The organism is Xanthomonas sp. NCPPB 1638 (assembly GCF_041475635.2).
Taxonomy (GTDB): Bacteria; Pseudomonadota; Gammaproteobacteria; order Xanthomonadales; family Xanthomonadaceae; genus Xanthomonas; species Xanthomonas cucurbitae.
Window position 1 is genome coordinate 735709 of sequence record NZ_CM192984.1, and the last position, 25392, is coordinate 761100.

A 25392-nucleotide genomic window follows, 5' to 3' on the forward strand; every position below is an offset into this window, starting at 1 on the left:
GCGTAGCGCTCGATGCATGCAGCGATACGTCGATGGCAGCGTGGCATGCCTTGCATCGCCGTTCGTTCGCCAGCGCAGGCCTGCGGGTAAGAGCCACATGCAGCGGTTACCCTTGACGACCCAGCCGCTGCCCGCACTGCCATGTCCATCGTGCTTACTGCGTTTGCCCGCCCCCGTCTTTTCCCGCGCGGTGGCCGGCGCAATGCCATCCAGGACTGCACCCCCGAGCAGTTCATCCAGCATCTCAACGACACCCCACCGTTGCGCGTGATCGAAGGCTACGCCCCGTTCTGCCAGCTGCATGTGCACCGCAACTGGACCAGCACGCGCTGCCTGACGGTACCGATCACTGCCGACAACCGGCATCTGCTGCGCTCGGGCTATGAGGCGCGCAACACCCAGGAGCTTGCCGTCCTGGTGCGCTGGTTCGAAGGCGTCGAGCCGCCGGTTGCGCAGTACATGGTGCCGATCCTGTACAGCCGCGATCAGCTGGCCAAGGAAGGCGCGCCGATCGATGCAGACTGGGGCGTGGTGGGTTGCCTGTACACCGCCGAGCCCGAGGACATCCCGATGGCGCCGATCACGATGTTGCGCAATGCGCTGGGCGTGGAAGAGGGCGGCTCCGGCGTGCCGCTGGACCGCGAGGCCTACCGGCGCAGCGTGGCGTTCTGGGAGGGCAACGCGAACTGGCGGCCGTGAGCCTGATCGCGCCGCTGCGTTGCATGCGTTCGCGGGTCAGCGAAACCAGTGCGCCTGGATCCCCGGGTATGTATTGCATCGCACCGGGTCGATGCGGCTGGCGCGGGTGTCGGCCTCGGTTTTATGCATCGCGTGCATAGCCTGTCTCGCGCTGTGCGCGGAGTGCCAAGACAAATACGGTGTCCAGCGCCGTTACATACTGGTAGAGGGCGATGTATCCGCGAGCGCCTTGGCCAATGACCAGTTCACGCAAATCGTTGTGCGTCAGGCGCCCGATCGGCGGATTGTTCGTGAGCACATCGGATGCGCTGACGATCTCGCCAAGACGCTCTTGGATGTGCGCCGCCTCGTGCTGTTCCAGGTGGCCGATGATGCGCCGCAGGTCCTCGTTGACAGAGGGTAGGAACTCGACGCGCGCCATGCTATTTCGCGAACTTGCGGGGGACGGGAAGTGGAGTGTCCTTGCCCTGAATGCGTCCCATCAGATAGCGACGCATCTCGTCCCAGGGAATGCTCTCGCCGGTCTCGAGGAATTCGGCCCAACGGCGTTCGGCCTCTGCATGGAAGTCGGCGCGCCGTTCGGCCAATTCGGCCTTCTCCGCAATGGCTTCCAGGATGAAGTTGTGTGAGGTGGTGCCGGCCGCTTCCGCCGCCTTGGCGATGCGGGCCTTGAGCGCGTCCGGCAGGCGGATGGTGGTGGTGCTCATGTGGGGCTCCCGATCAGGATACCCGAATGTAGCACAGCAGTGTCACAGGGGCGCCAGCGTCTCGAACCATGTGCGCATCGCAGTTTTGATGATGCATCTTGGCGATTCAACGCCCGCTCGGTTAGCCTCGCCGCAACACGACCCCCGCCTCTTGGTTCCCTCGGAAATCTACGCGGGGGGTCTTATTGCCTGTTGCCCGTGAGAGCCACCAGTCTTTCCAACGCTGGGCGCCCGCATGGCCGCAGCGGAATCGGTTCTTGCTGGTCATGTGGTCCGGAAAACAGGCTTCGGTCTCCAATACACCGGTTGTCCGCCACTGATCGCACGAAAAAAACGGGCGCCTCGCGGCGCCCGTTCCTGTCTGCATGGCGATGGATTGCCGATGGATCAGTAGCGGTAGTGATCCGGCTTGAACGGGCCGTCCACCGGCACGCCGAGGTAGTCGGCCTGGTCCTTGGTGAGGGTGGTCAGCTTGACGCCGATCTTTTCCAGGTGCAGGCGGGCCACTTCTTCATCCAGGTGCTTGGGCAGGATGTAGACCTTCTTCTCGTAGCTGTCGCGCTTTTCCCACAGGTCAATCTGCGCCAGGGTCTGGTTGGCGAACGAGTTGGACATCACGAAGCTCGGGTGGCCGGTGGCGCAGCCCAGGTTGACCAGGCGGCCGTCGGCCAGCAGGAAGATCGCGTTGCCGTTCGGGAACACGTACTTGTCCACCTGCGGCTTGATGTTGATCTTCTGCACACCCTTGAGCGCATTGAGCGCATCGACCTGGATCTCGTTGTCGAAGTGGCCGATGTTGCAGACGATGGCCTGGTCCTTCATCGCCTGCAGGTGCTCGGCGGTGATGATGTCCTTGTTGCCGGTGGTGGTGACATAGATGTCGCCACGGCCCAGGGTGGATTCGATGGTGTTGACCTCGAAGCCTTCCATCGAGGCCTGCAGGGCGCAGATCGGGTCGATCTCGGTGACCACAACGCGGGCGCCATAGGCACGCAGCGAGGCGGCGCTGCCCTTGCCCACGTCACCGTAGCCGCAGACCACGGCCACCTTGCCGGCCAGCATCACGTCCATCGCGCGCTTGAGGCCATCGGCCAGTGATTCGCGGCAGCCGTAGAGGTTGTCGAACTTGCTCTTGGTGACCGAGTCGTTGACGTTGATGGCCGGGATCAGCAGCTTGCCGGCGTCGGCGATCTGGTACAGGCGGTGCACGCCGGTGGTGGTCTCTTCGGAGACGCCCTTCCAGTCCTTGACCACGCGCGCCCAGTAACCCGGGCGCTCGACCGCCACGCGCTTGAGCAGCGCCTTGATGACGCCTTCTTCGTGCGAGGACGCCGGCTCGTCGACCCAGGTGCTGCCGTTCTCCAGCTCATAGCCCTTGTGGATGAGCAGGGTGACGTCGCCGCCGTCGTCCACCACCAGCTCCGGGCCGGTGAGGGTGCCGTCGGGCAGGGTGAAGGTCAGCGCGTCCAGGGTGCAGTCCCAGTACTCTTCCAGCGTCTCGCCCTTCCAGGCGAACACGGGGGTGCCGGTGGCGGCGATCGCCGCGGCCGCGTGGTCCTGGGTGGAGAAGATGTTGCACGAGGCCCAGCGCACGTTGGCGCCAATGTCCTTGAGCGTTTCGATCAGCACGGCGGTCTGGATGGTCATGTGCAGCGAGCCGGTGATACGCACGTCCTTCAGCGGCTTGGCCTGCGCATGCTTGCGGCGGATCGACATCAGGCCCGGCATCTCGTGCTCGGCGATGTCCAGCTCCTTGCGGCCCCAATCGGCCAGGGAGATATCGGCGATCTTGTAGTCGTCGTTTGCAGCGGTTTTTGCGACAGCGTTCATGCAATGGCTCCGGTAGGCAGGCGAATGTCTGCAGTTCCGGGCGCCGTTGAACGGTGAATGCTGGTCGAGCCTGGCCGTAGCGTCCGCACCTGTGGTGCGGCTGGCGGATCAGTCCGCCCTACCGGTCGCAGCGCCCCTCGACAACAGCGTCGATTATATCGGCAGCACCCCAGTCCGGCATGAATTGGTCCCGACCCCCACCAACGGCAGGGGGAACCGGCAGCGGGTGGCTGCTATGGTTGGCAGTCGATGACCAACGGGAACGGACAATGCGGGCGAAACGGCAGGCGCACGGCTGGCGGCAGCACACGTGGATGGCAGCAACGCTACTGGCGTTGAGCGTGCCGGTGTTGGGCCGGGCGGCAGACGCGCCGGTAGGGTCGGCGTCCACGGCGGCAGACAGCGGTTACCGGCTGCCGTCCGCGGCGCTGCAGGCGGTGGTGGATGCACCACGCGCCCCGTTGCTGCAGCTGTCGCCGCAGCGCGACCTGGCGGCCATGCTGCAGTTGCCGGCGCTGCCGGACATCGCGGAGGTGGCCCAGCCCGAACTCAAGCTGGCCGGCGTGCGTATCCATCCCAAGACCTTCGCCAGCAGCCGTTTCTCTTTCGCCAGCAAGCTGTGGCTGCAATCAATCGGTGACGGGAGCGAGCGGCAGATCGCCGGACTGCCGTCGCCGCTGTCGCTGGCCGATCTGAGCTGGTCACCGGATCAGCGCTATCTCGCGTTCCGCCGCGAGGACGCGAGCAGCGGCGCCAACGAGCTATGGCTGGTGGACGTGACCACCGCGCAGGCGCGGCGGCTGGTGGCTGGCCTGAACACCAGCGTCAACGACGCGCTGCGCTGGTTGCCCGACAGTAGCGGCCTGTTGTTGCAGCAGCAGGTACCCGGGCAGGGGGCGCCGCCGCCGCGTGATGCCATTCCGCAGGGCCCGGCGATCCAGCAGGCCACTGCTGCGGCGGGTGTGCGTTCGCTGCCGACCTATCAGGACCTGCTGCGCAACGAAGCCGATGCGCGCGTGTTCGAGTACTACGCCACCGGCCAACCGATCATCGTGGGCGTGAACGGGCAGGTGCGCCCGATCGCTGCGCCCGGCATCTATCTCGATCTGTCGGTGTCGCCGGATGGCCGCTACATCCTGAGCGAACGCAGCGAGCGGCCGTTCTCGTATCTGGTGCCGGTGGACCACTTCCCGCGCCGCATCGAGGTGCTCGACCTGCAGGGCAAGCGGGTGCGCCAGATCGCGCAGCTGCCGCTGGTGGAAGGCCTGCCCACCGGCAACGATGCGGTGCCCACCGGCGTGCGCGACATCGGCTGGCGGCACGATGCGCCGGCCACGCTGGTGTGGGCCGAAGCGCAGGATGGCGGCGACCCGGCGCGCGTGAGCAAGATCCGCGACACGGTGCGCATGCAGGCCGCGCCGTTCACGCGCGCACCGGTGACGCTGGCGCAGCTGGACAGTCGCTTCGACGGTATCCAGTGGGGCCGCGGCGACCTGGCCGTGGTGAGCGAGAGCTGGTGGAAGACGCGCCGCACCAAGCAGTGGCGCATCGCTCCCGATCAGCCGCAGCGCGCGCCCGAGCTGCTCTGGGACCGCTCTTCGCAGGACCGCTACAACGATCCCGGTACGCCGGCGGCCATCATCGACGCACGGGGGCAGTCGGTGTTGCAGACGGGTGCCGATGGCAACAGTCTGTTCTTGCTGGGCAAGGGCGCCTCGCCAGAAGGCGACCGACCGTTCGTGGACCGTTTCGATCTGCGCAGCAAGCAAGCCACGCGGTTATTCCATTCGCAAGCGCCCACCTACGCCGCACCCATTGCCCTGCTGGATGCGCAAGGCACGCAGCTGCTGCTCAGCCGCGAATCGCCGGAAGAACCGGCCAATTATTTCGTGCAGTCACTGGGGGATGGCGCCACCGCCGCGCGTGCGTTGACCCACTTCGCGCACCCGCTGCCGCAGCTGCGTGGAGTGCAGAAGGAACAGATCCGTTACAAGCGTGCCGACGGCGTGGATCTCACCGCCACGCTGTTGCTGCCGCCCGGCTACGACCCCAAGCGCGACGGCCCGCGGCCGTTGCTGATGTGGGCCTACCCGGGTGAATTCAAAAGTGCCGACACCGCCAGCCAGGTCACCGACTCGCCGTATCGCTTCAATGCCATCAGCTACTGGGGTCCGCAGGCCTTCCTGGCGATCGGCTATGTGGTGCTCAATAACCCGACCATGCCGATCGTCGGCGAAGGCGATGCCGAGCCCAACGACACCTACGTGCCGCAGCTGGTTGCCGACGCGCAGGCGGCGGTGGATGAGGTGGTGCGGCGCGGTGTCACCGACCGGCAGCACATTGCCATCGGCGGCCATTCCTATGGCGCGTTCATGACCGCCAACCTGCTGGCGCACACGCGGCTGTTCAAGGCCGGTATCGCGCGCAGCGGCGCCTACAACCGCACGCTCACGCCGTTCGGTTTCCAGGCCGAAGAGCGCAACTACTGGCAGGCGCAACCGGTGTACCAGGCCATGTCGCCGTTCAATTACGCCGACAAGATCAAGGACCCGCTGCTACTGATCCACGGCCAGGACGACAACAACACGGGCACCTTCCCGATCCAGAGCGAACGCCTGTTCGCCGCGATCAAGGGCCTGGGCGGCACCGCGCGCTTGGTACTGCTGCCCAATGAAGCGCATGCCTACCGCGCCCGGCAATCGATCCTGCAGATGCTGGCCGAAAGCGAACAGTGGTTGAAGAGCCATGTTGGCGATCCTTCTGCACAGGCTGCAGCGCCATCCAGGCGATGATCGAAGGGCGTGCGACAGCACGTCGGATCAACGCATCGTACGTAGGAGCGCACCCGGGCGCGATGGAGCTTTGCCGATAAAGCCTCGTCGCGCCCAGGTGCGCTCCTACGCATCGGGCGACGGATTTCATCGGCGATCCTTCTGCACAGGCTGCAACGCCATCCAGGCGATGATCGAAGGGCGTGCGACAGCACGTCGGATCAACGCATCGTACGTAGGAGCGCACCCGGGCGCGATGGAGCTTTGCCGATAAAGCCTCGTCGCGCCCAGGTGCGCTCCTACGCATCGGGCGACGGATTTCATCGGCGATCCTTCTGCACAGGCTGCAACGCCATCCAGGCGATGATCGAAGGGCGTGCGACAGCACGTCGGATCAACGCATCGTACGTAGGAGCGCACCCGGGCGCGATGGAGCTTTGCCGATAAAGCCTCGTCGCGCCCAGGTGCGCTCCTACGCATCGGGCGACGGATTTCATCGGCGATCCTTCTGCACAGGCTGCAACGCCATCCAGGCGATGATCGAAGGGCGTGCGACAGCACGTCGGATCAACGCATCGTACGTAGGAGTGCACCCGGGCGCGATGGAGCTTTGCCGATAAAGCCTCGTCGCGCCCAGGTGCGCTCCTACGCATCGGGCGACGGATTTCATTGGCGATCCTTCTGCACAGGCTGCAACGCCATCCAGGCGATGATCGAAGGGCGTGCGACAGCACGTCGGATCAACGCATCGTACGTAGGAGCGCACCCGGGCGCGATGGAGCTTTGCCGGTAGAGCCTTGTCGCGCCCAGGTGCGCTCCTACGCGGAGCGCAACGGATTTGATGGTGGCTACGAACGCAAGTAGGACTGGCACGGAATGGTTCACTCTGAAACCGTCTTGTGCAGCGCAACCCCCTAATCCTTTTGGGTTAGTCTTCGACGACTTTGCGCTGGAAGAGGGTGTGCGTTTCCGATGAATGAGTACCGCAGCAGTCTTGTGTTCGCTCCCCCCGATCTGCCCTTGCGCGACGATGTTCGCCGGCTTGGTGCGCTGGTCGGCGACCTGCTCGCCGAGCAGGTGTCTGCGGAATTCCTCGACGAAATCGAACGCGTCCGGACCACCGCCATTTCGCGCCGCGAGAGCGATGCGCCGCCTTCCACGCTGAGCGAACAACTCACCGGGCGCGCACCACGCGATGCCGAGGCGCTGGTGCGTGCCTTCAGCACGTATTTCCAGGTGGTCAACATCGCCGAGCGCGTGCACCGCATCCGCCGCCGCCGCGAGTACCAGCGTAGCGGCACCGACACGCCGCAGCCCGATGGCCTGCACGATGCCTTGCGCCGGCTCAAGGCGCAGGGCGTGACCCTGGACGAACTCAGCCACTGGCTGCCGCGCATCGATGTGGAGCCGGTGTTCACCGCGCATCCCACCGAGGCGGTGCGCCGCGCGCTGCTGGAAAAAGAGCAGCTGATGGTCGCCAGCCTGGTCGACAACCTGGACGGCATGCGCACGCCCAACGAGCGCGCCAGCGATGCGGCGCGCTTCCGCATGGCCTTGACCGCCTCCTGGCAGACCGCCGATTCCTCGCCGGTGCGGCCCACCGTGGACGACGAGCGTGAGCATGTGGGCTTCTACCTCACCCAGGTGCTCTACCGCGTCATCCCGGTGATGTACGAAACCCTGGAACACGCCATCGCCGAAACCTACGGCAGCGTGCCGCCGCTGCCGCGCCTGTTGCGCTTCGGCACCTGGGTGGGCGGGGACATGGACGGCAATCCCAACGTGGATGCTGCCACCATCGCCGGCACCCTGGATGCGCAGCGCCGCGCGGTGCTGGACCGCTACCAGAAGGAACTCTGGCAACTGGCCAGCCTGCTCAGCCAGTCGACCACGCTGGTGCAGGTCAGCCCCGCACTCACCGCGCAGCTGGAACGCTACCGCGCGCTGCTGCCGGAAGCCGCTGCGCGTTCGCGCCCGCGCCACGGCGACATGCCGTATCGCCTGCTCAACGACCTGATGCGTGCACGCCTGCAGGCCACGCTGGACGATGCCGACGGCGCCTACGCCGCACCGTCCGAACTCGAACACGACCTGCAGCTGATCCTCGACAGCCTGCAGGTCAACAAGGGCTTGCACGCCGGCTGGTTCGCGGTGCGCCGGTTGTTGTGGCGCGTGCGCAGCTTCGGGTTTCATCTGGCGCGGCTGGATGTGCGCCAGGAATCGAGCGTGCATGCGCGCGCGGTGGCCGATGCAGTGGGGCAGGGCGACTGGGAGGGGCAGGACGCCAAGCAACGCGCCGCCGTGCTCGGCCCGTATGCCGCCGGCGAACAGGCGCTGCCGCGCGTGGACGACGAGGGCAATGCGCGGCTGGACGCGGTGTTTGCCGCGCTTGCCGATGCCCGCACGCGCCACGGCGCCGATGCGCTGGGCAGCTACATCATCTCGATGGCGCACAACCGCGCCGACGTGCTCACCGTGCTGGCGCTGGCGCGCCGCGGCGGGCTGGTCGACGCCGCCGGTGCGGTGCCGCTGGACATCGTGCCGCTGTTCGAAACCGTGGACGACCTGCGTGGCGGTACCGGCACCGTGCAGGACCTGCTGGCCGACCCGGTGTACCGCCAGCATCTGGCCGCGCGCGGCGACACCCAGATGGTGATGCTGGGCTATTCGGACAGCGGCAAGGATGGTGGCATTGCCGCCTCGCGCTGGGGCCTGCAACGCGCGCAGGTGGAATTGCTGGAAGCCGCTGCCGATCTGGGCGTGCGGTTGACCTTCTTCCACGGCCGCGGCGGCTCGATCGCGCGTGGTGGCGGCAAGACCAGCCGCGCGCTGGATGCGGCCCCGCGCGGCAGCGTGGATGGCCGCCTGCGTGTCACCGAGCAGGGCGAGGTGATCCACCGCAAGTACGGCATCCGTGCGTTGGCGCTGCGCTCGCTGGAACAGATGACTGGCGCTGTGCTGTTGTCCAGCCTGCGCCCGCGTGCGCCGGAACCGCGCGAGGAGCGCTGGCGGCCGGTGATGGATCTGGTCGCCGAACGCAGCACGCTGGCCTACCGCGCCTTCGTCGGTGCGCCGGACTTCATGCAGTACTTCCGCCTGGCCACGCCGATCGATGTGATCGAACGCATGACGCTGGGCTCGCGCCCGGCGCGCCGGCTGGGCCAGGACGCCGCGTTGTCGAACCTGCGCGCGATTCCGTGGGTGTTCGCCTGGAGCCAGGCGCGTGCGGTGATTCCGGGCTGGTATGGCGTGGGCAGCGGGCTGCAGGCTGCGGTGGCGGCGGGGCATGAAGACACCTTGCGCGAGATGGCCCAGGACTGGCCGTTCTTCCGCACCTTCCTGGACGATGTGGCGATGGTGCTGTCCAAGGGCGATCTGAATATCGCCGAGTTGTTCTCGCGCTTGTCGGGCGATCTGCACACGCAGTTCTTCCCGCAGATCCGCGACGAGCTGGCGCTGACCAAGGGCTGGGTCAAGGCGCTGCTGCAGCAGCGGTCGCTGTTGCAGCACGACCCACGGCTGGCCTTGTCGATCCGCCTGCGCAACCCATACATCGACCCGATCAGCGTGCTGCAGGTGGACCTGCTGCAGCGCTGGCGGGCCACCGATGGGCAAGACGAGGAATTGCTGCGCGCGCTGGTCGCCTGCGTCAACGGGGTCTCGCAAGGGGTACAGAACACTGGCTGATCCGACCGTTGGTCGGCGCATGCGCAGAATCGGCAAGCGGGCTCTGGCATTGTCGGACAAACATGTCCGACAATGCCAGCATGATGACCTCCCGCCCCGATGCCGCGCTGCGCCGTCGGCAGCTTCTCGATGCCGCCGACGAAGTGTTCAGCGAACGCGGCGTCAACGCCCCGTTGGAACTGGTGGTGGAGCGTGCCGGCCTGGGTCGCGCCACCTTGTACCGCAACTTCCCTGACCGGCTTGCCCTGATGACCGCGCTGATGGCGCGCGGGCTGGACGGCCTGGAGCGGCTGGCGGCCGACCTGATCCACCGCCCGGATGGATTGGCCGTGCTGCTGCACGACGTGGCCGAGCACATCGCCCAGTCGGCGCCGCTGGTGGACTTCTGGCGCTCGATCGAACGCGCGCACCCGGCGGTGGAAGCCGCCGACCGGCGCGTGGTGGCGATCTTCCTGCCGTTCGTCCACCGCGCCCGCGATGCCGGCCTGTGCCGGGCGGACGTCGATGATGAACAACTGCTGCTGGTGATCGGCATGCTGGGCAGTTGCCTGCGCGGCAACGATGAGTCCGAACGCAAGCGGCTTGCCCATCGCTCGGCGGATCTGCTGATGCACGCATTGGGCATGCAGGTGCCGGAAGGCGGCACGCGCTGAGGCGCAGCGCCCGCACCCTCATCCCTGGTTAGCAGGTTATTTACCATGCTCGTGGTATCAGGCCGGTCGTGTACACGATCCAATCTAATGAGGGAGAGGCGATGCGCAAGCTGTCGGCTATGCTGTGGGTGCCATTGATGCTGATAGGCTGCGGCCGCAGCGAAGGGCCGAAGGAAGCGGCGGGCGCCGGCACTGCCGCGCCAGCGGCAACGCAGGCCGCGCCACCGACGCCAGAGGCCGCCGCAGCGGAACACGCAGCCGTGCCGGAATTTCCCGCCATCCCCACCATCGTTGTCCCGGATATCGTCGGCGTGACGCCCGCCCAGCGTGCGCTGGAGGCCTCGTTGCAACAGATCCTCGACCCCGTCGAAGGCGTCAGCGTGGCCCCGGCACGCTGCGGCGATGGCGGCACGCTCATCAACGATGCCGGCATCACCAGCATCGATGCCAACGGCAACCTGCTGCGCAATGGCGCTGGCGGTCTGTTCAATCTCAAGGCCGACGGCAGCGGCACCGCCAACTTCGACGGCGGCCTGGTCAACGTCAATGCCGACGGCAGCGGCACCATCAACGCGACCGGGCAGGGGGGCGCGCTGATCGATGTGCAGGCCAATGGGGGCGGCACCTACAACGGTCCGGCCGGCCTGATTAGCCTGGATGGCAAGGGCGCCGGCACCTGGAACAGCGACAAGAGCGGGTTGATCGACAATCGTGGCGACGGCAGCGGCACCTGGAACGGGCCGCGTGGGCTGGTCACCATCAATGCCGATGGCTCGGGCAGCTGGAACGGTCCCGATGGCCTGGTGCAGAACCGTGGCGATGGCACCGGCACGGTTGGCACGCCGCCGCGTGAGGTGCGCATGCCGCCGTTGCCGAAGGTGCCACCGGCCGGCCGTTTCCCGCCGCTGCAGAAGTTCGCCCCGCCCGGTGCGCCCTGCGGCTACCTCATCACCTTGAACGACCGCATCCTGTTCGACTTCGACAAGTCCGACATCCGCCCCGACGCCGCGCGCGTGCTCGATACCCTGGCCAGCGCGCTCGGCAAGGTGACGGCCACGGAGATGGAGGTGCGCGGGCATACCGATGCCAAGGGCGAGGACGCCTACAACCAGGCGCTGTCCGAACGCCGCGCCAACGCGGTGCTGGCGGCGTTACGCACGCGCGGTGCCGCGCAGGCGGCAGGCGCGAAGGGCTATGGCGAATCGCAGCCGGTGGCGCCCAATACCGTCAATGGGCAGGACAACCCCGGTGGGCGGCAGCTCAATCGGCGCGTGGAGATCTTCTTGCGGACGTAGCGCGCCATCGCACGCAGGCGGTGGTCACCTCGATGTCGTGCAATGCACTCAGGGAGGAAGGCTTCGCGGACGTACATGTCGGTGTACGACTCTCTCAATCAAGGTGCCCGTTGGGACACCCTGTGGATCAAGCCGATCACCCGCGTGGATCCATCGGTCGCCAACCTGACCAGGCAGCACAGCGATTGGGCGCACGTCGGTCACAATACCGATGCCATTGTTCGATAATGTTGATTCGGGCATGACCAGTCGGGTGACCGCAAAGTATGTGTTCTGGGCAGGTGGCAGCGGTGGAGCAGGGCCGCAAGCAGGGCAGTGCAGGCGATGACTGCAGCGAGGTGATCCGGGTCGCGTCGCCTGCATCGCGGGCAGGCGCTTGGCAGCGGTCGAAAGCAGGGTATTGCACCGGCTGGATGATCACAGCGCTGGGGGTGTGCACGGTGTTGCTGCTCGGTTGCGCGCCGCGCGGGCCGGCTGCGCCTGCGGTACTGCAGTCCCCACAACTGGAGCGGGTGGTCGTGGTATTCCGGCACGGTGTGCGCGCCCCGCTGCAGGGCGAGGCTGCTGCAGCGGATTATGCCGATGCGCCGTGGCCGCAGTGGTCCACGCCCGCCCGCCTGCTCACTCCGCATGGGCGCGTTGGCGTGCAGCGCAGCGGTGCCTACCTACGTCAGTGGCTGGCGCAGCAGGGCGTGTTGCCGCGCGGGGGGTGTCCGGCCCCGGGCAGCGTGGCGGTATGGGCCAATACCGATCAGCGCACCATCGACAGCGGCAGCTTGCTTGCCGAGGCGCTGGCGCCCGGCTGCGGCATTGTCGCCGGGCATCTCCAGGCCGGTCGCAACGATCCGCTGTTCCGGCCGATCGAAGCCGGCGCACTGCCATTCGATGGCACTGCCGCCGTTGCCTACATCATGCAACAGACCGGGGGGCCGGCGGCGTTGTTGGCTGGACATGCGGCTGAATTGCAGGCGATGCAGCACATTCTTAGCTGCACACGCACGCCGTGCGATTTCGCACGCATGCCCTCCTCAATGGCGCCTTCCACCAATGGGCGGGGCCTGGCGCTGGCGGGGCCAATCGATCTGACCTCGGGCACTGGCGAGGTGTTGCTGCTGCAATACGCCGAAGGCCTGCCGTTGTCGCAGGTTGGTTGGGGCCGCGCCACACCTGAGCGCCTGGCGCAGGTCTCGCGGCTGCATGCCTTGTTGTTCGATATCTATGCACGACCGCACTACATGGCTTCGCGCTCGGGTGCGCCGCTGGCGCGCGAGGTGCTGCAGCGGTTTGACGATGCCCAGGCGCCCAGGCTGTCGGTGTTTGTCGGCAGCGACACGCATATCGCCGCGTTGAGCAGCCTGCTCGGCGTGCACTTCCACTTGCCCGGCTACGGTGCCGACGACCCACCGCCGGGCGGGGCACTGTTGCTGGGCCTGTGGCGTCAGGCCGACGGGACGCGTGTCGTGCGTGCACGCTATCTGGCGCAATCGCTGGATCAACTGCGCACGCTGGCGCCGCTGGATCTGGACCATCCGCCGCTGCAACAGGAGCTAGCGCTGGATCTCTGCGCGCCCGAGCAGCGCATGGCATGCCCGCTGCCGGCGTTCGTGCAGGCGCTGGAGACGCGGCTGAAGCTGGATCCGTAGTGGCGGTGTGGCGAAGTCGCTTGTTTGTCCTGCTTGAAGCAGAACGCTCTTCAGCCAGCGGGCCTTGATCCCTTCTCCCACCGGGAGAAGGTGCCCCGCAGGGGCGGATGAGGGCGCGCGCAGCCGCTTGAAAACGCAAATGGGCCGCATCAGCGGCCCATTTGCTACGCCTCACGCTCAAAAGCGCGCGGCTTACTTCAGTTTCGCATCGGTGCGCAGGGCATCGGCGCGGTCGGTCTTTTCCCACGAGAACGAGGTGGCCGAGTGCTGCACGCCGGCACCGTCGGTGTAGCTGAAGTCCTTCGGCTTGCGGCCGAAGTGGCCGTAGGAGGCGGTCTGCTGGTACATCGGGTGGATCAGGTCGAGCATCTGGATGATGCCGAACGGACGCAGGTCGAAGTGTTTGCGGATCAGCTTTTCGATCTGCTCGTCGGCGATCTTGCCGGTGCCGAAGGTGGTGACCGAAATCGAGGTCGGCTCGGCCACCCCGATGGCGTAGGAGACCTGCACTTCGCAACGGTCGGCCAGGCCGGCGGCCACGACATTCTTGGCCACGTAGCGTGCGGCATAGGCGGCCGAACGGTCGACCTTGGACGGATCCTTGCCCGAGAACGCACCGCCACCGTGACGGGCCCAGCCGCCGTAGGTGTCGACGATGATCTTGCGACCGGTCAGGCCGCAATCGCCCACCGGGCCGCCGATCACGAACTTGCCGGTCGGGTTGATGTGGAACTTGGTGCCCTTGTGCAGCCACTTGGCCGGCAGCACCGGCTTGAGGATTTCCTCGCGCACCGCTTCGATCAGGTCCTTCTGCTTGACGCCCGGATCGTGCTGGGTGGACAGCACCACTGCATCGATCGCGGTCGCCACGCCGTCTTCATAGCGCAGGGTGACCTGCGACTTGGCATCCGGACGCAGCCAGGCCAGTGCCGAGTTTTTCTTCTTGCGGATCTTGGCCTGCTGCTCGACCAGGCGGTGCGACAGGTGGATCGCCGCCGGCATGTAGCTGTCGGTTTCGTTGGTGGCATAGCCGAACATCAGGCCCTGGTCGCCAGCGCCTTGTTCTTCGGGCTTCTTGCGGTCCACGCCCTGGTTGATGTCCGGCGACTGCTTGCCGATCAGGTTGAGCACGCCACAGGTTTCGCCGTCGAAGCCGACGTCGGAGCTGTTGTAGCCGATGTCCAGGATCACCTTGCGGGTCAGCGCTTCCAGGTCGATCCAGGCGCTGGTGGTCACTTCGCCGGCCACGATCGCCACGCCGGTCTTGACCATCGTTTCGCAGGCCACGCGGGCGCGCTTGTCCTGAGCCAGGATGGAATCGAGCACGGCGTCGGAAATCTGGTCGGCGATCTTGTCCGGATGGCCTTCGGAGACCGATTCGGAGGTGAACAGGTAGCTGGACATCAGGCTTATATCCCTTGATTCGGATGAAAAGATGGGTGCGGATGATACACGGCCACGGTGACCGTTGCATTGTGCGCCTGAACGTGACGGCATGGGGCAAGTCCAGCGGCGGGCCACGGCGGACGATCGCGTGTGCAAGCGGGTGCCGGCGCAACGTCCACCATCACGCGTCAATGGATCTGCGCCCGGCCTGCTAGCATCGGCCGACGGATTCATTGACCCAGATCGTTCTTGGCGGCGCCATCGCTGCCGCCATCGCGCCGCCGACACAGCGCCGCGCCGCGCTGCTGGCCGGTGCGGCGCTGGGCACCTTGCCCGACCTCGACTCGCTGGCGCTGCTGCCGTTCACCGACGACCCGGTCACCCTGATGACGGTGCACCGCAGCGTCAGCCATTCGCTGTTCGTGCTGCCATTGCTCGGCTGGCTGATCTGGTGGCTGTTCCGCCGCTACGGCAATGGGCGCGTGGCCGGCGCGCCCAGGCGCTGGTTCTGGGCGATACAGCTGGCCTTGGTCACCCACCCGTTGCTGGACGCCTTCACTGTGTACGGCACCCAGCTGTGGTGGCCGTTGCAACCGCATCCGACCATGTGGTCCAGCGTCTTCATCATCGACCCGGGCTATACGCTGTGGCTGCTGCTGGCCTGTGGCATCGCCTGGTTTGCGCGCACCCGCCCGTTGGCGCAGCGCGTGTTGGTACTCGGCCTGGTGGTCAGTTCGGCCTATCTGGGCTGGTCGCTGATCGCCAAGCAGCTGGTCGATCGGCAGGCCGATCACGCACTGGCGGCCATGGGCCTGGCCGATGCGCCGCGCTTCTCGGTGCCGATGCCGTTCAACACGCTGCTGTGGCGCGTGGTGGCGATGACGCCCAATGGCTATGTCATCGGCGAGCGCTCGCTGGTGGCCGACAGCGGCCCGATGCAGTTCCGCGGGTTTTCCAGCAACACCCAGGCGCTGGGCGAGGTGGCCGCGTTCGATTCGGTGCGCCGGCTGACCTGGTTCAACCGCGGCTTCATGCGTGCGCGGCTGGTGGACGACGACCTGATGCTCAGCGACCTGCGCATGGGGCTGGAGCCGGACTACAACTTCAACTTCGTGGTCGCCCATCGCGCAGATGGACGCTGGCAACCGATCGTGCCGCGCCAGGTCCAGGCCGCGTATCGCGCGCCGGTGGCCCGCGACCAGATCCGGGCGGTGCTGGCGCAGATGTGGCACCGGATCTGGAACGCGCCCACCGGCAAGGCGCTGACCGGCGATCTGGAACACGACGGCAGCCCGGCCACCGCACCGGTGTCGGCATCCGCGCCCCGCTAGCGGCTCGCCTGCGCCTGCGTGCACTGTCCTGCATCGTGCGTAGCGTTTGCGCAGCCGTTGCAACGACCAGGGCGCCTCAGGCGGCGTTCGGTAGCGGCGGTGCCACGCCGGCGATCAGCGCATCGAAATAGTCGCGTGTCAGCGCCAGCTGCGCCTGCGGCGTGTCGGCGCGATTGACCACGCTGCGGAAGTCTGCGCTTTGCGGGTGATCCTTGGCATACCAGCCCAGATGCTTGCGCGCGATGCGCACGCCTTGCGGTTGCCCGTAGAACGCGTGCAGTGCTTGCAGATGGCTCAGCAAGGTGTCGCGCACGAAGGTCAGCGACGGCGGCGGCAGCGTCTTGCCTGTGGCCAGGTAATGCGCCACCTCACCGAAGATCCATGGCCGCCCCTGCGCGGCACGGCCGATCATCACCGCATCCACGCCGGTCTCGCGCAATACCTGCGCGGCCTTCTGCGGCGAATCGATATCGCCGTTGGCAATCACCGGAATCTGCAGCGCGGCCTTGATCTGCGCGATGGTGGCGTACTCGGCGCTGCCGTTGTAGTGCTGGTCGCGGGTGCGCCCGTGCACCGCCAGCGCGGCGATGCCGCAGTCCTGCGCGATGCGCGCAATCACCGGCCCGTTGCGGTGGTCGCAATCCCAGCCGGTACGGATCTTCAAGGTCACCGGTACCTCCACCGCCTGCACCACCGCGCGCAGGATGCGCGCCACCAGCGCTTCGTCGCGCATCAGCGCCGAGCCGGCCCAGGCGTTGCATACCTTCTTGGCCGGGCAGCCCATATTGATGTCGATCAGCTGCGCGCCGTGGTCTACGTTGTAGCGCGCCGCTTCAGCCAGTTGCTGCGGTTCGGTCCCGGCGATCTGCACGCTGACCGGATCCGGCTCGCCGGCATGGTCCATGCGGTGCAGCGACTTGCGCGTGCCCCAGAAGCGCGGATCGGAGATGGTCATCTCCGACACCGCCAGCCCGGCACCAAGCTGTTTGCACAGCAGCCGGAACGGCTTGTCGGTCACGCCCGCCATGGGCGCGAGGATCACCTTGGGGGCGATGGTGTAGGGGCCGATCTGCATGGGGGCATTGTAGCCGGGCGGGGAATCGGGAATCGGGAATCGGGAATCGGAAGAGCGTTTCCAGCCTTCGGTCCTGCGCGATGGCTGTGCGGGTCGTAGGACTGGATAGAACGAGGGCGGCGGCTGACCGTACCCTCACCCCAACCCCTCTCCCGGGGGGAGGAGGGGCTTTTATTCCTTACTCTGCCTCGGGGTGGGGGAGCCGCTTCTATTCCTTCTCCCGTCGGGAGAAGGTGGCGCGTTAGCGCCGGATGAGGGTATGGGCGCCCGACGCTGCATCACGCCTTCGACGCGTGCGACTTACACAGCCAGGTCGGGCACCATGCGCGGCATTGACACGGCCGCGCCTTCCAGTTCGGTGGAGCGCGCCGCGTAGCGGGTGGCAAAGCGTACGTGGGTGTTGAAGCTTGCGCCGGGCGACTGCGCCAGCGAGGCCACCAGCGCACCGTTGAAGGCATCGCCAGCACCGGTGGTGTCCACCGTCTGCGCGCTGTCGGCGCCCACCCGGTAATGCGCGGCGGCATCGCCACGCAGTTGCTCGTCGGCATGCGAGATAAAGGCGCCTACCGCGCCCAGCGTCACTACCACGGTGCCACCGGGCAGTAGCTTGCGGCACAGCGAATGCAGCGTGTTGCCGTCCAGCGCGGCCACATCGTCGGCATTGATGCGCTCGCCGACATGGCGGCCGAGCAGGGCAGCGAATTCGGTTTCGTTCGGGGTCAGCACGTCCGACAGCTTGAGCAGGCCGATCGAGGTGGGCGCGTTGGCGGGTGCGGCATTGAGGATGGTGAGTACACCGCATTCGCGGGCCAGCGCCAGCGCCGATTCGATCGTCTCGGCGGGCGATTCCAGCTGCGCCAGCATCACCTGGGCCGCGGCGACCAGCGCGCGCTGGCCGTCGATGAAGCCCGGGCTCAGCACCGCATTGGCGCCGGCACCGATTACGATGGTGTTGCGGCCATGCCCATCGACATAGATGCCGCCGGTGCCGGTGGGTTCATTGCTGGGTTCGGCGATCAACGCAAAGCCGTCATGCGCGGCCAGCGCGCGCGCCAGCGCACCGCCGGCGTCATCGCCCAGCGCGCACAGAAAATGCGTCTTGGCACCGGCACGCGCGGCCGCCACTGCTTGGTTGAATCCCTTGCCGCCCGGGCCGGTGCTGTAGCGACCGGCAATGGTGGCGCCTGGCACAGGCAGCACGTCGCAACGCCAAACGTGATCGACATTGAAAGACCCGACAACCACGACCGAACTCATAAATACCTGCTTGCTTGAATGACTGAGATGACACGTGGCGTGCCGCTATTAGAACGGTACGCCGATGAACCCGCCCCGCCTCAACCGAAATGCGAGAGTACGCCAGCGATGGTAGCGGTCATGAAGGTGGCGATCGAACCACCGAGCACCGCGCGCAGGCCGAATTTGGCCAGATCGTGACGCCGTTCCGGCGCCAGCCCGCCAATGCCGCCGATCTGGATCGCAATCGAGCTGAAGTTGGCAAAGCCGCACAGGGCATAGGTGGCGATCAGCCGGCCTTCCTCGCTCAGGCTGACACCGGCGACCTGGCCCTTCACGATCTGCGACAGCTCGGAGTAGGCGACGAATTCGTTGATGACCACCTTCTGGCCGATCAGCGAGCCCACCGTGGTCGCATCCACCCACGGCGTGCCGATCACCCAGGCCACCGGGGCCAGCAGGTAGCCGAAGAGCGTCGACAGGTTGGTTGGCCGGCCCAGCGCCGCCGCCGCGCCGGTCACCTCGCCCAGCCAGGTCAGCGGTGCGTTGATCAGCGCGATCAGCGCAATGAAGGCCAGCAGCATGGCACCGATGTTCAGCGCCAGACGCAGGCCGTCGCCGGCACCGGCCGCGGCCGCATCGATGATGTTGCTGGTGGTCTTTTCCACTTCCATCTTGACCGTGCCACGGGTCAGCGGCGTGCCGGTTTCCGGCACCAGCAGCTTGGCGACCACCAGGGTGGCGGGCGCGGCCATGATGCTGGCGGCCAGCAGGTGCTTGGCGTAGAAGGCCTGCTGGGCCGGATCGCTGCCGCCGAGCATGCCCACGTAGGCGGCCAGCACGCCGCCGGCGATATGCGCCATGCCGCCGATCATCATCGTCAGCAGCTCGGACTGGGTCATCTTGGGAATGTACGGGCGCACCGTCAGCGGCGCCTCGGTCTGGCCGATGAACACGCTGGCGCAGACGCTGGTGGTTTCCGCACCGGACACGCGCATCACCTTGGTGATCGCCCAGGCCATCGCGCGTACCACCAGTTGCATCACGCCCAGGTGGTAGAGCACGCCCATCAGCGCCGAGAAGAAGATGATGGTGGGCAGCACCTGGAACGCGAAGATGAAGCCGTAGCTGTCGATGTTCATCAGGTTGCCGAAAATGAAGGTGGAGCCTTCATTGACGAAGCTCAGCACCTTCACGAAGCCTTTGCCCAGCGCGTCGAACACGTCGCGCCCGCCCGGCACCAACAGCACCAGCGAGGCGAACGAGATCTGCAGCAACAGGCCGGTGCCGACCAGTTTCCAATCCACGGCGCGGCGGTTGCTGGAGAACAGCCAGGTGATGCCGATGAGCACCGCCAGACCGAACAGGCCGAAACCGATCCTTCCCAAACCTTCGACCATCCCAATCCCCGGAGCTGCTGACTGCAAAACGGGAAGCGTAGAGCAGGGGGTGACGGCGGGCAAGGCGAGCGGCATTCAGACGGCCGCCACTGGCTCGCATCGGCGAGCGGACCGCTAAACTGCGCAATCCGGTCCGGGGCAGGTGCCCCCGGAGGATGCAGGAGTTCGCCATGCGTTACCGTCGTCTGGGTTCCACCGGGCTGCAGCTGTCGGCCGTGTCATTCGGGGCCTGGATCACCTTCGGCAAGCAGATCGGCCGCAGCGAGGCGCGCAACCTGATCGCCGCCGCCTGGGACAACGGCATCAACTTCTTCGACAACGCCGAGGTCTACGCCCGCGGCCGCGCCGAGGAGGTGATGGGCGATGTGATCGCCGACCTGCGCCTGCCGCGCGATGGCTACTGCGTGTCCAGCAAAGTGTTCTTCGGTGCGGTGGACAGCCCGCGCCCAACCCAGCGCGGGCTCTCGCGCAAGCATGTCACCGATGCCTGCCACGCCGCGCTCAAACGCCTGCGCGTGGACTATCTGGATCTGTATTTTTGCCATCGGCCCGACCCGGACACGCCGATCCAGGAAACCGTGCGGGCGATGGACGCGCTGATCCGCCAGGGCAAGGTGCTGTACTGGGGCACGTCCGAGTGGAGCGCCGAGCAGCTGCGCGCGGCGATCGCCATCGCCGAGCGTGAGCATCTGCATGCGCCGTCGATGGAACAGCCGCAATACAACCTGCTGCACCGTCAGCGGCTGGAGCAGGAGTATGCGCCGCTGTGCGCCGCTGGGCTGGGCACCACCATCTGGTCGCCGCTGGCCTCCGGCCTGCTGACCGGCAAGTACAACGCCGGGGTAGCGGCCGACAGCCGGCTGGGGCAGTCCGACAATGCCTGGCTGCAGGACGATGTGCTGGGCACGCCGGAATCCCGCCGTCTCGAACGCGCCCGCGCGTTCTGCGCGGTGGCTGCCGAGCTGGGCCATGCGCCGGCGCCGCTGGCGATCGCCTGGTGCCTGCGCAATCCGCTGGTGTCCACGGTCATCCTCGGGGCCAGCCGGGTGGCGCAGCTGGAAGAGAACCTGGCCGCGCTCGCTGTGCTGGAGCAGGTGGACGCTGCCGGCTGGGCGCAAGTGGAGGCAGTCACACGCTGATTGATGGATTTGATAGAAAATCGGATATCGATATAAAAATGGCGTAATAAAGATGAGAATGAATCTTGATTATCAAATGAGAATTGTTATTATTTGTCGTGCCAACTGACTGGAGATCCCGATCATGACCGCTCACCCCGTGCTGCTTCGCTCCGAACCGGTCAACCTGCGCGACCGCGCTGTGCCGCGTGTGGTTCCTGCCGAAGACCTCATCAGCAGCGAGGCGCTGCTCAAGGGCCGGCGCGAAGTGCTGATCCAACATGGCGATCGCGTCTATCGCCTGCGCCACACCAGCAACGACAAGCTCATCCTGACCAAGTAATTCCCGTCCCCCACGTCATCCCAGCGAAGGGAACCGCTGCGCCCTGGTAGAGAGGGCGCCGCCGCCACGGCTGCCATCGGCCGCCGCAGCAAGCTGCCAGCATCGCTGCGCGCGATGCCGCTGCCGGCACGGTTCCGCAGCCACTGCAATCGCACCACCGGCCCGCTCTGAATGGGCGCCGGCTGTTCGCCGCGGGCGTTGCCGCCGCCGTCCGCCATCCATCTCTCCACCCTCGGTTGCCGTGCGCGGCCGGTTCGCTGTGCGCGCCGCCGGGGGGTTCTTCCACAAAGGTTGCTTGATGATTCGCCTGCATCCGCTGGTGGTCGCGCTGTCGCTTGCGCTGCCTGCCGCCCCGTTGTGTGTCCACGCCGCAGAACCCGATATCGGCGGCGACGCTGCGCGGGAGGTGCACGACTTCGACCGTCTGCAAGTCACCGCCACGCGCACCCAGCGCGCGCTGGTGGATGTGCCGGCCACGGTGGATGTGATCGACCGCGAACAACTGGACAACCAGCTGGTGCGCGAACTCAAGGACCTGTTCCGGTATACGCCCGGGGTGGCGGTGACCAGCACCAACGGCCGCTTCACCGGCGCCAACGGCATCCGCATCCGCGGCCTGGACGGCAACCGGGTGGCGATTTTGGTGGACAACGTGCCGGTGTCGGACACCTTCGCGTTCGGCAGCTACCTCAATGCCAATCGCAACTTCGTCGACCTGGAAACGCTCAAGCGCGTGGAAGTGGTGCGCGGGCCGGCCAGTTCGTTGTATGGCTCCGACGCCCTGGGCGGTGTGGTGGCTTTCGTCACCAAGGACCCGGCCGATTATCTGCGCGACGACAAACACAGCTATGTTGGCCTGAAGTTCGGTTATGAAGGCGACTGGAATGGCCTGTTCGCAGGGGCCACTGGCGCGTTCGGCGGCGAGCGCTGGAGCGGGCTGGTGGCGGTGGCGCATCGCCAAGGCCAGGAAACCCAGAACCAGGGCGACAACCGCAGCCGCGACTTCACCCGCACCGCCGCCAATCCACAAACCGTGGACGGTCGCAGCGTGTTGACCAAACTGGTCTATGCGCCGAGCGCGCAGCAGCGCTTCAAGCTCACCGTGGAAGGCAACGAAGACTACGGCAGCATCGAGGCCTTGAGCAGTATCGATACGCGCTCGCCCACCGCCTCGCTGCGCGTGTTGTCGCAGCAGGGGCGCGATCACCAGACCCGTGCGCGGGTCTCGTTGCGGCACGAGCTGGATGCGTTGGATACCGCACTGGCCGACGACCTGCAATGGCTGCTGTATCGCCAGGACAGCGAAAGCCTGCAACGCACCAACGAGTTGCGCGGCAACAACACCCGCCGCCACAACGAACACAGTTTCGACCAGCGCGTGTATGGGCTGCTGGTCAATGCACACAAGCAGGTGGCCACCGATACGATGCGCCACGACATCACCTATGGGCTGGATGGGACCTGGACCGACACCCGCGCCAAGCGCGACGGCTATTCGCTGAACCTGGCCACTGGCGCGATCAGCAACCGGGTTGGCCAGGATGTGTTTCCGGTGCGCGATTTTCCCAAGAGCCAGACCACGAAGCTTGGCCTGTATGCGCAGGACGAGATCGGCCTGCTGGATGGGCGGCTGTCGCTGACGCCGGGCGTGCGTGTGGACTATTTCCGCCTGTCGCCGCAGCCCGATGACATCTTCCGCGAAGATAATCCGGGCGTGGGGGTGGCAACCATCGATCAAACCCAGGTCTCGCCCAAGTTCGGCGCGGTGTGGCGCTTTTCCGATGCCTGGTCGGCATATGCCAATTATGCGCATGGCTTCCGCGCACCGCCCTACAACGACGTCAATATCGGCTTCACCAATCTGCAGTCGCGCTACACCGCCATCGCCAACCCTGATCTGAAGGCCGAGACCAGCCGCGGCGGCGAGTTGGGCCTGCGCTTCAACGATGCGGTGGGCTATCTCGGTCTGGCGCTGTACTACACCGACTACCGCGATTTCATCGAGTCCAATGCGCCGGCCGGCGTCAACGCCGATGGCTTCATGGTGTTCCAGTCGCGCAACGTGGCCGATGTGGTCATCAAGGGGGCCGAAGCGCGCGGCGGGCTCGACCTGGGCGTGCTGGCCGGCTGGCAGGGTTGGTCGTTGAACAGCGCAGTGGCCTACGCGCAAGGCGACAACCTCACCGACAGCACGCCGCTCAATTCGGTGGACCCGCTGCGCGGAACGCTGGGTGTGGCCTTCGACGGCGAGCAATGGGGCGCCGAACTGATCGGCACCTTCGTCGCGCGCAAGCGCCGTCCGCAGCTGGACAGTTACTACACGCCAGCCGGCTACGCCACGCTGGATCTGATGGGGCATTGGGAGTTCGCCCCTGGTGCCAAGGTCACCGCCGGCATCTTCAATCTTGCCGACCGTCGCTACGTGGACTGGAATGCGCTGCCCAACGGCACGCTCGCCGGCAGCACGGTGGTGGACCGCTTCACCGCTACCGGGCGTACCGCCTCGGTCAGCCTGGCGGTGAGCTGGTAGCGGCCATGTCCATCGCCCGCCCATCGTCGTTGTCACCGAGCGCGCGTGCCACCGGCAGCACGCTGCCGCGCCCGGCGCAGCTGGCCGCGCTGGGGACGGTGCTGTGCCTGTACCGCCCGGCGCTGGGCAACGAACTGGACGGATGGCAGCACGCGATCGAGGCGGCCACCTGTCGGCAGCTGGACAGCGATGGCGTCCGCGAGGGCATCTGTTTCTTCGATGCCGACGGACAATGTTGCTGGCGCCTGTATCTGCTGCCGGACAGCGATTTTCTGAACTGGGATCGGCTGGTGTCGCGGTTGCCGGCGCTGTCGATCGAGCCCCAGGGGCTGGGGGTCGGCGAGCGCCTGTGGCGTCGCCTGGCAGGACGCATGCGCGGCGAAAGCTGGCGATTGAGCGCGCTACGCCTGCGGGCCGCCAGCGATCGCACGCCGTCGCTGGCGGCCAGCCTGGCCACGGTCTCGGCGCTGGGCGCCGACGTCGCCGCGCGCCTGGCGCACGCTGAGGGCATCGACGCACGCGTGGTAGTGGATGATTGCTGTTGCGCGCGTGCCGCCGCGCTGCGGGCTGCCTCACCTGCCACCGCCGGTAGCGACCCGGCCGCCATGACCTCTGCCTTGCTGCGGCTGCCCCGCTGATGCTCCTGATACCACCACCGAGAATCGAGATGAACCGAGTGTTGCCGTGCTGTCTTGCCGCCACGTTGTCCCTGTTGCCGCTGTCGGCGGTTGCTGCCGCCGACCCTGAGCGCGATCGCCAGAGCATCCTGGCCATGCAGGGCGAGTACGCGGTGGACTTCGCCTTCGACGAAACCGTGCTGCTCAAGCCCGGCTACGAACGCGCCTCGGCAATGCGCAGCGGTGCCAACGAAGTGGTCATCGTGGTGGAGGATTCGCCCCGCAAGCTGGTATTGCAGCATTTGCTGGTCGACGAAAAGACCAAGCATGTGACCAAGCACTGGCGACAGGACTGGGTGTACGAAGCGCCCCAGCGCTTCGAATTCACTGCCGAGCAGACCTGGCAGGTGCGTGCGTTGCCCGCATCGGCCACGCAGGGTGCGTGGACGCAATGCGTGTTCGAGGTCAGCGATGCGCCGCGCTATTGCGGCACTGGCCGCTGGGACTACGCCGACGGCCATCCCACCTGGACCAGCGACCTGAGCTGGCGTCCGTTGCCGCGCCGCGAATACACCAAGCGCAGCGACTACAACGCGCTGTCGGTCATCAACCGGCACACGCTCACGCCTGGTGGCTGGACCCACGAACAGTTCAACACCAAGGTACTGCGCAAGCCTGACGGCGCCCAGCAAGCGATCGCGCGCGAGTTTGGTTTCAACGATTACCGCAAGACCACCGAGGTGGATTTCGCTCCGGCGTATGCGTACTGGAAGGGCACCCAGGGCTATTGGGCCAAGGTGCGTGCACGTTGGGCGAGGTTCCTGGACACCCCGCCGGGCCTGCATCTGAAAACCAAGCCGGACGGCATGGCGATGATCCTGCCGATGTTCGAACAGGCCGAACGCGTACAACAAGGCAAGCGGGTCAAGGACGCGCAGATCGCTGCGGTATTCGCGCAATGGGTCGACCCAGCGAATTGACCCCGGGATGTCGTAGGAGCGCACCCGGGCGCGACGAAGCGTTCCTGGGAAGGCCCGTCGCGCCCTGGTGCGCTCCTACTGGGGAACCGGC

At 66.5% G+C, this 25392-nt stretch carries 19 protein-coding genes, 1 pseudogene and 1 riboswitch; of the genes and pseudogenes, 13 read left to right on the forward strand and 7 right to left on the reverse strand.

Translation table 11 applies throughout. The features are described 5' to 3' along the window. Positions 1-141 precede the first annotated feature (141 nt). Complete coding sequence (locus tag ACCQ13_RS03050) at positions 142-699, forward strand: DUF3228 family protein (RefSeq protein WP_104602361.1); 558 nt, start codon at positions 142-144, stop codon at positions 697-699. A 121-nt stretch (positions 700-820) separates the two neighbouring features. Here ACCQ13_RS03050 and ACCQ13_RS03055 read toward each other — a convergent pair whose 3' ends face one another. The 3 genes from ACCQ13_RS03055 to ahcY all read right to left on the reverse strand — a co-directional run bounded on the left by ACCQ13_RS03055 (position 821) and on the right by ahcY (position 3236). Continuing rightward, on the reverse strand, positions 821-1120 hold the full coding sequence (locus ACCQ13_RS03055; RefSeq protein ID WP_159406622.1) for a type II toxin-antitoxin system RelE/ParE family toxin: 300 nt from the start codon (positions 1118-1120) through the stop codon (positions 821-823). Between the two features lies 1 nt (position 1121). Beyond that, the gene (locus tag ACCQ13_RS03060; protein WP_104602363.1) at positions 1122-1406 is read right to left on the reverse strand and encodes a CopG family ribbon-helix-helix protein; all 285 of its coding nucleotides are present in this window, start codon (positions 1404-1406) and stop codon (positions 1122-1124) included. A gap of 387 nt (positions 1407-1793) precedes the next feature. Further along, complete coding sequence (gene ahcY / locus ACCQ13_RS03065) at positions 1794-3236, reverse strand: adenosylhomocysteinase (protein WP_104602364.1); 1443 nt, start codon at positions 3234-3236, stop codon at positions 1794-1796. 31 nt (positions 3237-3267) lie between these two features. Continuing rightward, positions 3268-3381, reverse strand: a riboswitch (S-adenosyl-L-homocysteine riboswitch). Between the two features lie 124 nt (positions 3382-3505). Between ahcY and ACCQ13_RS03070 the strand changes: the two genes are divergently transcribed. The 6 genes and pseudogenes from ACCQ13_RS03070 to ACCQ13_RS03095 all read left to right on the forward strand — a co-directional run bounded on the left by ACCQ13_RS03070 (position 3506) and on the right by ACCQ13_RS03095 (position 13285). Continuing rightward, positions 3506-6028 (forward strand): prolyl oligopeptidase family serine peptidase, encoded by a 2523-nt coding sequence (locus ACCQ13_RS03070; protein ID WP_159406623.1) that lies wholly within the window; start codon positions 3506-3508, stop codon positions 6026-6028. 951 nt (positions 6029-6979) lie between these two features. Further along, on the forward strand, positions 6980-9694 hold the full coding sequence (ppc, locus tag ACCQ13_RS03075) for a phosphoenolpyruvate carboxylase (protein WP_104602718.1): 2715 nt from the start codon (positions 6980-6982) through the stop codon (positions 9692-9694). Positions 9695-9774: 80 nt separating this feature from the next. Continuing rightward, positions 9775-10347: a TetR/AcrR family transcriptional regulator gene (locus tag ACCQ13_RS03080; protein ID WP_167526820.1), complete on the forward strand. Its 573-nt coding sequence runs from the start codon at positions 9775-9777 to the stop codon at positions 10345-10347. Positions 10348-10448: 101 nt separating this feature from the next. After that, complete coding sequence (locus tag ACCQ13_RS03085; RefSeq protein WP_104602716.1) at positions 10449-11642, forward strand: OmpA family protein; 1194 nt, start codon at positions 10449-10451, stop codon at positions 11640-11642. Between the two features lie 21 nt (positions 11643-11663). Then, positions 11664-11970: pseudogene (locus ACCQ13_RS03090) on the forward strand (hypothetical protein); the annotation flags it as partial. 85 nt (positions 11971-12055) lie between these two features. Then, the gene (locus ACCQ13_RS03095; protein WP_372372339.1) at positions 12056-13285 is read left to right on the forward strand and encodes a histidine-type phosphatase; all 1230 of its coding nucleotides are present in this window, start codon (positions 12056-12058) and stop codon (positions 13283-13285) included. 192 nt (positions 13286-13477) lie between these two features. Here ACCQ13_RS03095 and metK read toward each other — a convergent pair whose 3' ends face one another. Then, entirely contained in the window at positions 13478-14689 is a 1212-nt protein-coding gene (gene metK, locus ACCQ13_RS03100) for a methionine adenosyltransferase (protein WP_159406625.1), read from the reverse strand. Between the two features lie 215 nt (positions 14690-14904). Here metK and ACCQ13_RS03105 point away from each other — a divergent pair, with 215 nt between their 5' ends. Continuing rightward, complete coding sequence (locus ACCQ13_RS03105; RefSeq protein WP_159406626.1) at positions 14905-16002, forward strand: metal-dependent hydrolase; 1098 nt, start codon at positions 14905-14907, stop codon at positions 16000-16002. Between the two features lie 76 nt (positions 16003-16078). On the opposite strand, the gene dusB is transcribed toward ACCQ13_RS03105, so the two are convergent. The 3 genes from dusB to ACCQ13_RS03120 form a co-directional block, all read right to left on the reverse strand. Further along, on the reverse strand, positions 16079-17077 hold the full coding sequence (gene dusB / locus ACCQ13_RS03110) for a tRNA dihydrouridine synthase DusB (protein WP_104602713.1): 999 nt from the start codon (positions 17075-17077) through the stop codon (positions 16079-16081). Between the two features lie 300 nt (positions 17078-17377). Next, positions 17378-18334 carry a ribokinase gene (locus tag ACCQ13_RS03115; RefSeq protein ID WP_104602712.1) on the reverse strand — a complete coding sequence of 319 codons (957 nt, stop codon included), beginning with the start codon at positions 18332-18334 and terminating at the stop codon, positions 17378-17380. An 80-nt stretch (positions 18335-18414) separates the two neighbouring features. Further along, complete coding sequence (locus ACCQ13_RS03120) at positions 18415-19713, reverse strand: NupC/NupG family nucleoside CNT transporter (RefSeq protein ID WP_159406628.1); 1299 nt, start codon at positions 19711-19713, stop codon at positions 18415-18417. Between the two features lie 155 nt (positions 19714-19868). Here ACCQ13_RS03120 and ACCQ13_RS03125 point away from each other — a divergent pair, with 155 nt between their 5' ends. The 5 genes from ACCQ13_RS03125 to ACCQ13_RS03145 all read left to right on the forward strand — a co-directional run bounded on the left by ACCQ13_RS03125 (position 19869) and on the right by ACCQ13_RS03145 (position 25301). Continuing rightward, positions 19869-20852: a potassium channel beta subunit family protein gene (locus tag ACCQ13_RS03125; RefSeq protein WP_208800456.1), complete on the forward strand. Its 984-nt coding sequence runs from the start codon at positions 19869-19871 to the stop codon at positions 20850-20852. A gap of 124 nt (positions 20853-20976) precedes the next feature. After that, positions 20977-21174 (forward strand): hemin uptake protein HemP, encoded by a 198-nt coding sequence (gene hemP / locus ACCQ13_RS03130; protein ID WP_104602710.1) that lies wholly within the window; start codon positions 20977-20979, stop codon positions 21172-21174. A gap of 298 nt (positions 21175-21472) precedes the next feature. Then, positions 21473-23704, forward strand: a complete 2232-nt coding sequence (locus tag ACCQ13_RS03135) for a TonB-dependent hemoglobin/transferrin/lactoferrin family receptor (protein ID WP_104602709.1) — start codon at positions 21473-21475, stop codon at positions 23702-23704. Positions 23705-23709: 5 nt separating this feature from the next. Continuing rightward, positions 23710-24342: a ChuX/HutX family heme-like substrate-binding protein gene (locus ACCQ13_RS03140; RefSeq protein ID WP_104602708.1), complete on the forward strand. Its 633-nt coding sequence runs from the start codon at positions 23710-23712 to the stop codon at positions 24340-24342. Between the two features lie 29 nt (positions 24343-24371). Continuing rightward, positions 24372-25301 carry a DUF6607 family protein gene (locus tag ACCQ13_RS03145; RefSeq protein WP_104602707.1) on the forward strand — a complete coding sequence of 310 codons (930 nt, stop codon included), beginning with the start codon at positions 24372-24374 and terminating at the stop codon, positions 25299-25301. Positions 25302-25392: the final 91 nt, after the last annotated feature.

Excerpts from the sequence above, each read along its gene's own strand:
- hemP (WP_104602710.1), top strand. The coding sequence starts at position 20,977 with ATGACCGCTCACCCCGTGCTGCTTCGCTCCGAACCGGTCAACCTGCGC.
- ACCQ13_RS03095 (WP_372372339.1), top strand. The coding sequence starts at position 12,056 with ATGATCACAGCGCTGGGGGTGTGCACGGTGTTGCTGCTCGGTTGCGCG.
- ACCQ13_RS03050 (WP_104602361.1), top strand. The coding sequence starts at position 142 with ATGTCCATCGTGCTTACTGCGTTTGCCCGCCCCCGTCTTTTCCCGCGC.
- ACCQ13_RS03070 (WP_159406623.1), top strand. The coding sequence starts at position 3,506 with ATGCGGGCGAAACGGCAGGCGCACGGCTGGCGGCAGCACACGTGGATG.
- ppc (WP_104602718.1), top strand. The coding sequence starts at position 6,980 with ATGAATGAGTACCGCAGCAGTCTTGTGTTCGCTCCCCCCGATCTGCCC.
- ACCQ13_RS03135 (WP_104602709.1), top strand. The coding sequence starts at position 21,473 with ATGATTCGCCTGCATCCGCTGGTGGTCGCGCTGTCGCTTGCGCTGCCT.
- ACCQ13_RS03145 (WP_104602707.1), top strand. The coding sequence starts at position 24,372 with ATGAACCGAGTGTTGCCGTGCTGTCTTGCCGCCACGTTGTCCCTGTTG.
- metK (WP_159406625.1), bottom strand. The coding sequence starts at position 14,689 with ATGTCCAGCTACCTGTTCACCTCCGAATCGGTCTCCGAAGGCCATCCG.
- ACCQ13_RS03125 (WP_208800456.1), top strand. The coding sequence starts at position 19,869 with ATGCAGGAGTTCGCCATGCGTTACCGTCGTCTGGGTTCCACCGGGCTG.
- ACCQ13_RS03055 (WP_159406622.1), bottom strand. The coding sequence starts at position 1,120 with ATGGCGCGCGTCGAGTTCCTACCCTCTGTCAACGAGGACCTGCGGCGC.
- ACCQ13_RS03080 (WP_167526820.1), top strand. The coding sequence starts at position 9,775 with ATGATGACCTCCCGCCCCGATGCCGCGCTGCGCCGTCGGCAGCTTCTC.
- ACCQ13_RS03140 (WP_104602708.1), top strand. The coding sequence starts at position 23,710 with ATGTCCATCGCCCGCCCATCGTCGTTGTCACCGAGCGCGCGTGCCACC.
- dusB (WP_104602713.1), bottom strand. The coding sequence starts at position 17,077 with ATGCAGATCGGCCCCTACACCATCGCCCCCAAGGTGATCCTCGCGCCC.
- ahcY (WP_104602364.1), bottom strand. The coding sequence starts at position 3,236 with ATGAACGCTGTCGCAAAAACCGCTGCAAACGACGACTACAAGATCGCC.
- ACCQ13_RS03115 (WP_104602712.1), bottom strand. The coding sequence starts at position 18,334 with ATGAGTTCGGTCGTGGTTGTCGGGTCTTTCAATGTCGATCACGTTTGG.
- ACCQ13_RS03120 (WP_159406628.1), bottom strand. The coding sequence starts at position 19,713 with ATGGTCGAAGGTTTGGGAAGGATCGGTTTCGGCCTGTTCGGTCTGGCG.
- ACCQ13_RS03060 (WP_104602363.1), bottom strand. The coding sequence starts at position 1,406 with ATGAGCACCACCACCATCCGCCTGCCGGACGCGCTCAAGGCCCGCATC.
- ACCQ13_RS03085 (WP_104602716.1), top strand. The coding sequence starts at position 10,449 with ATGCGCAAGCTGTCGGCTATGCTGTGGGTGCCATTGATGCTGATAGGC.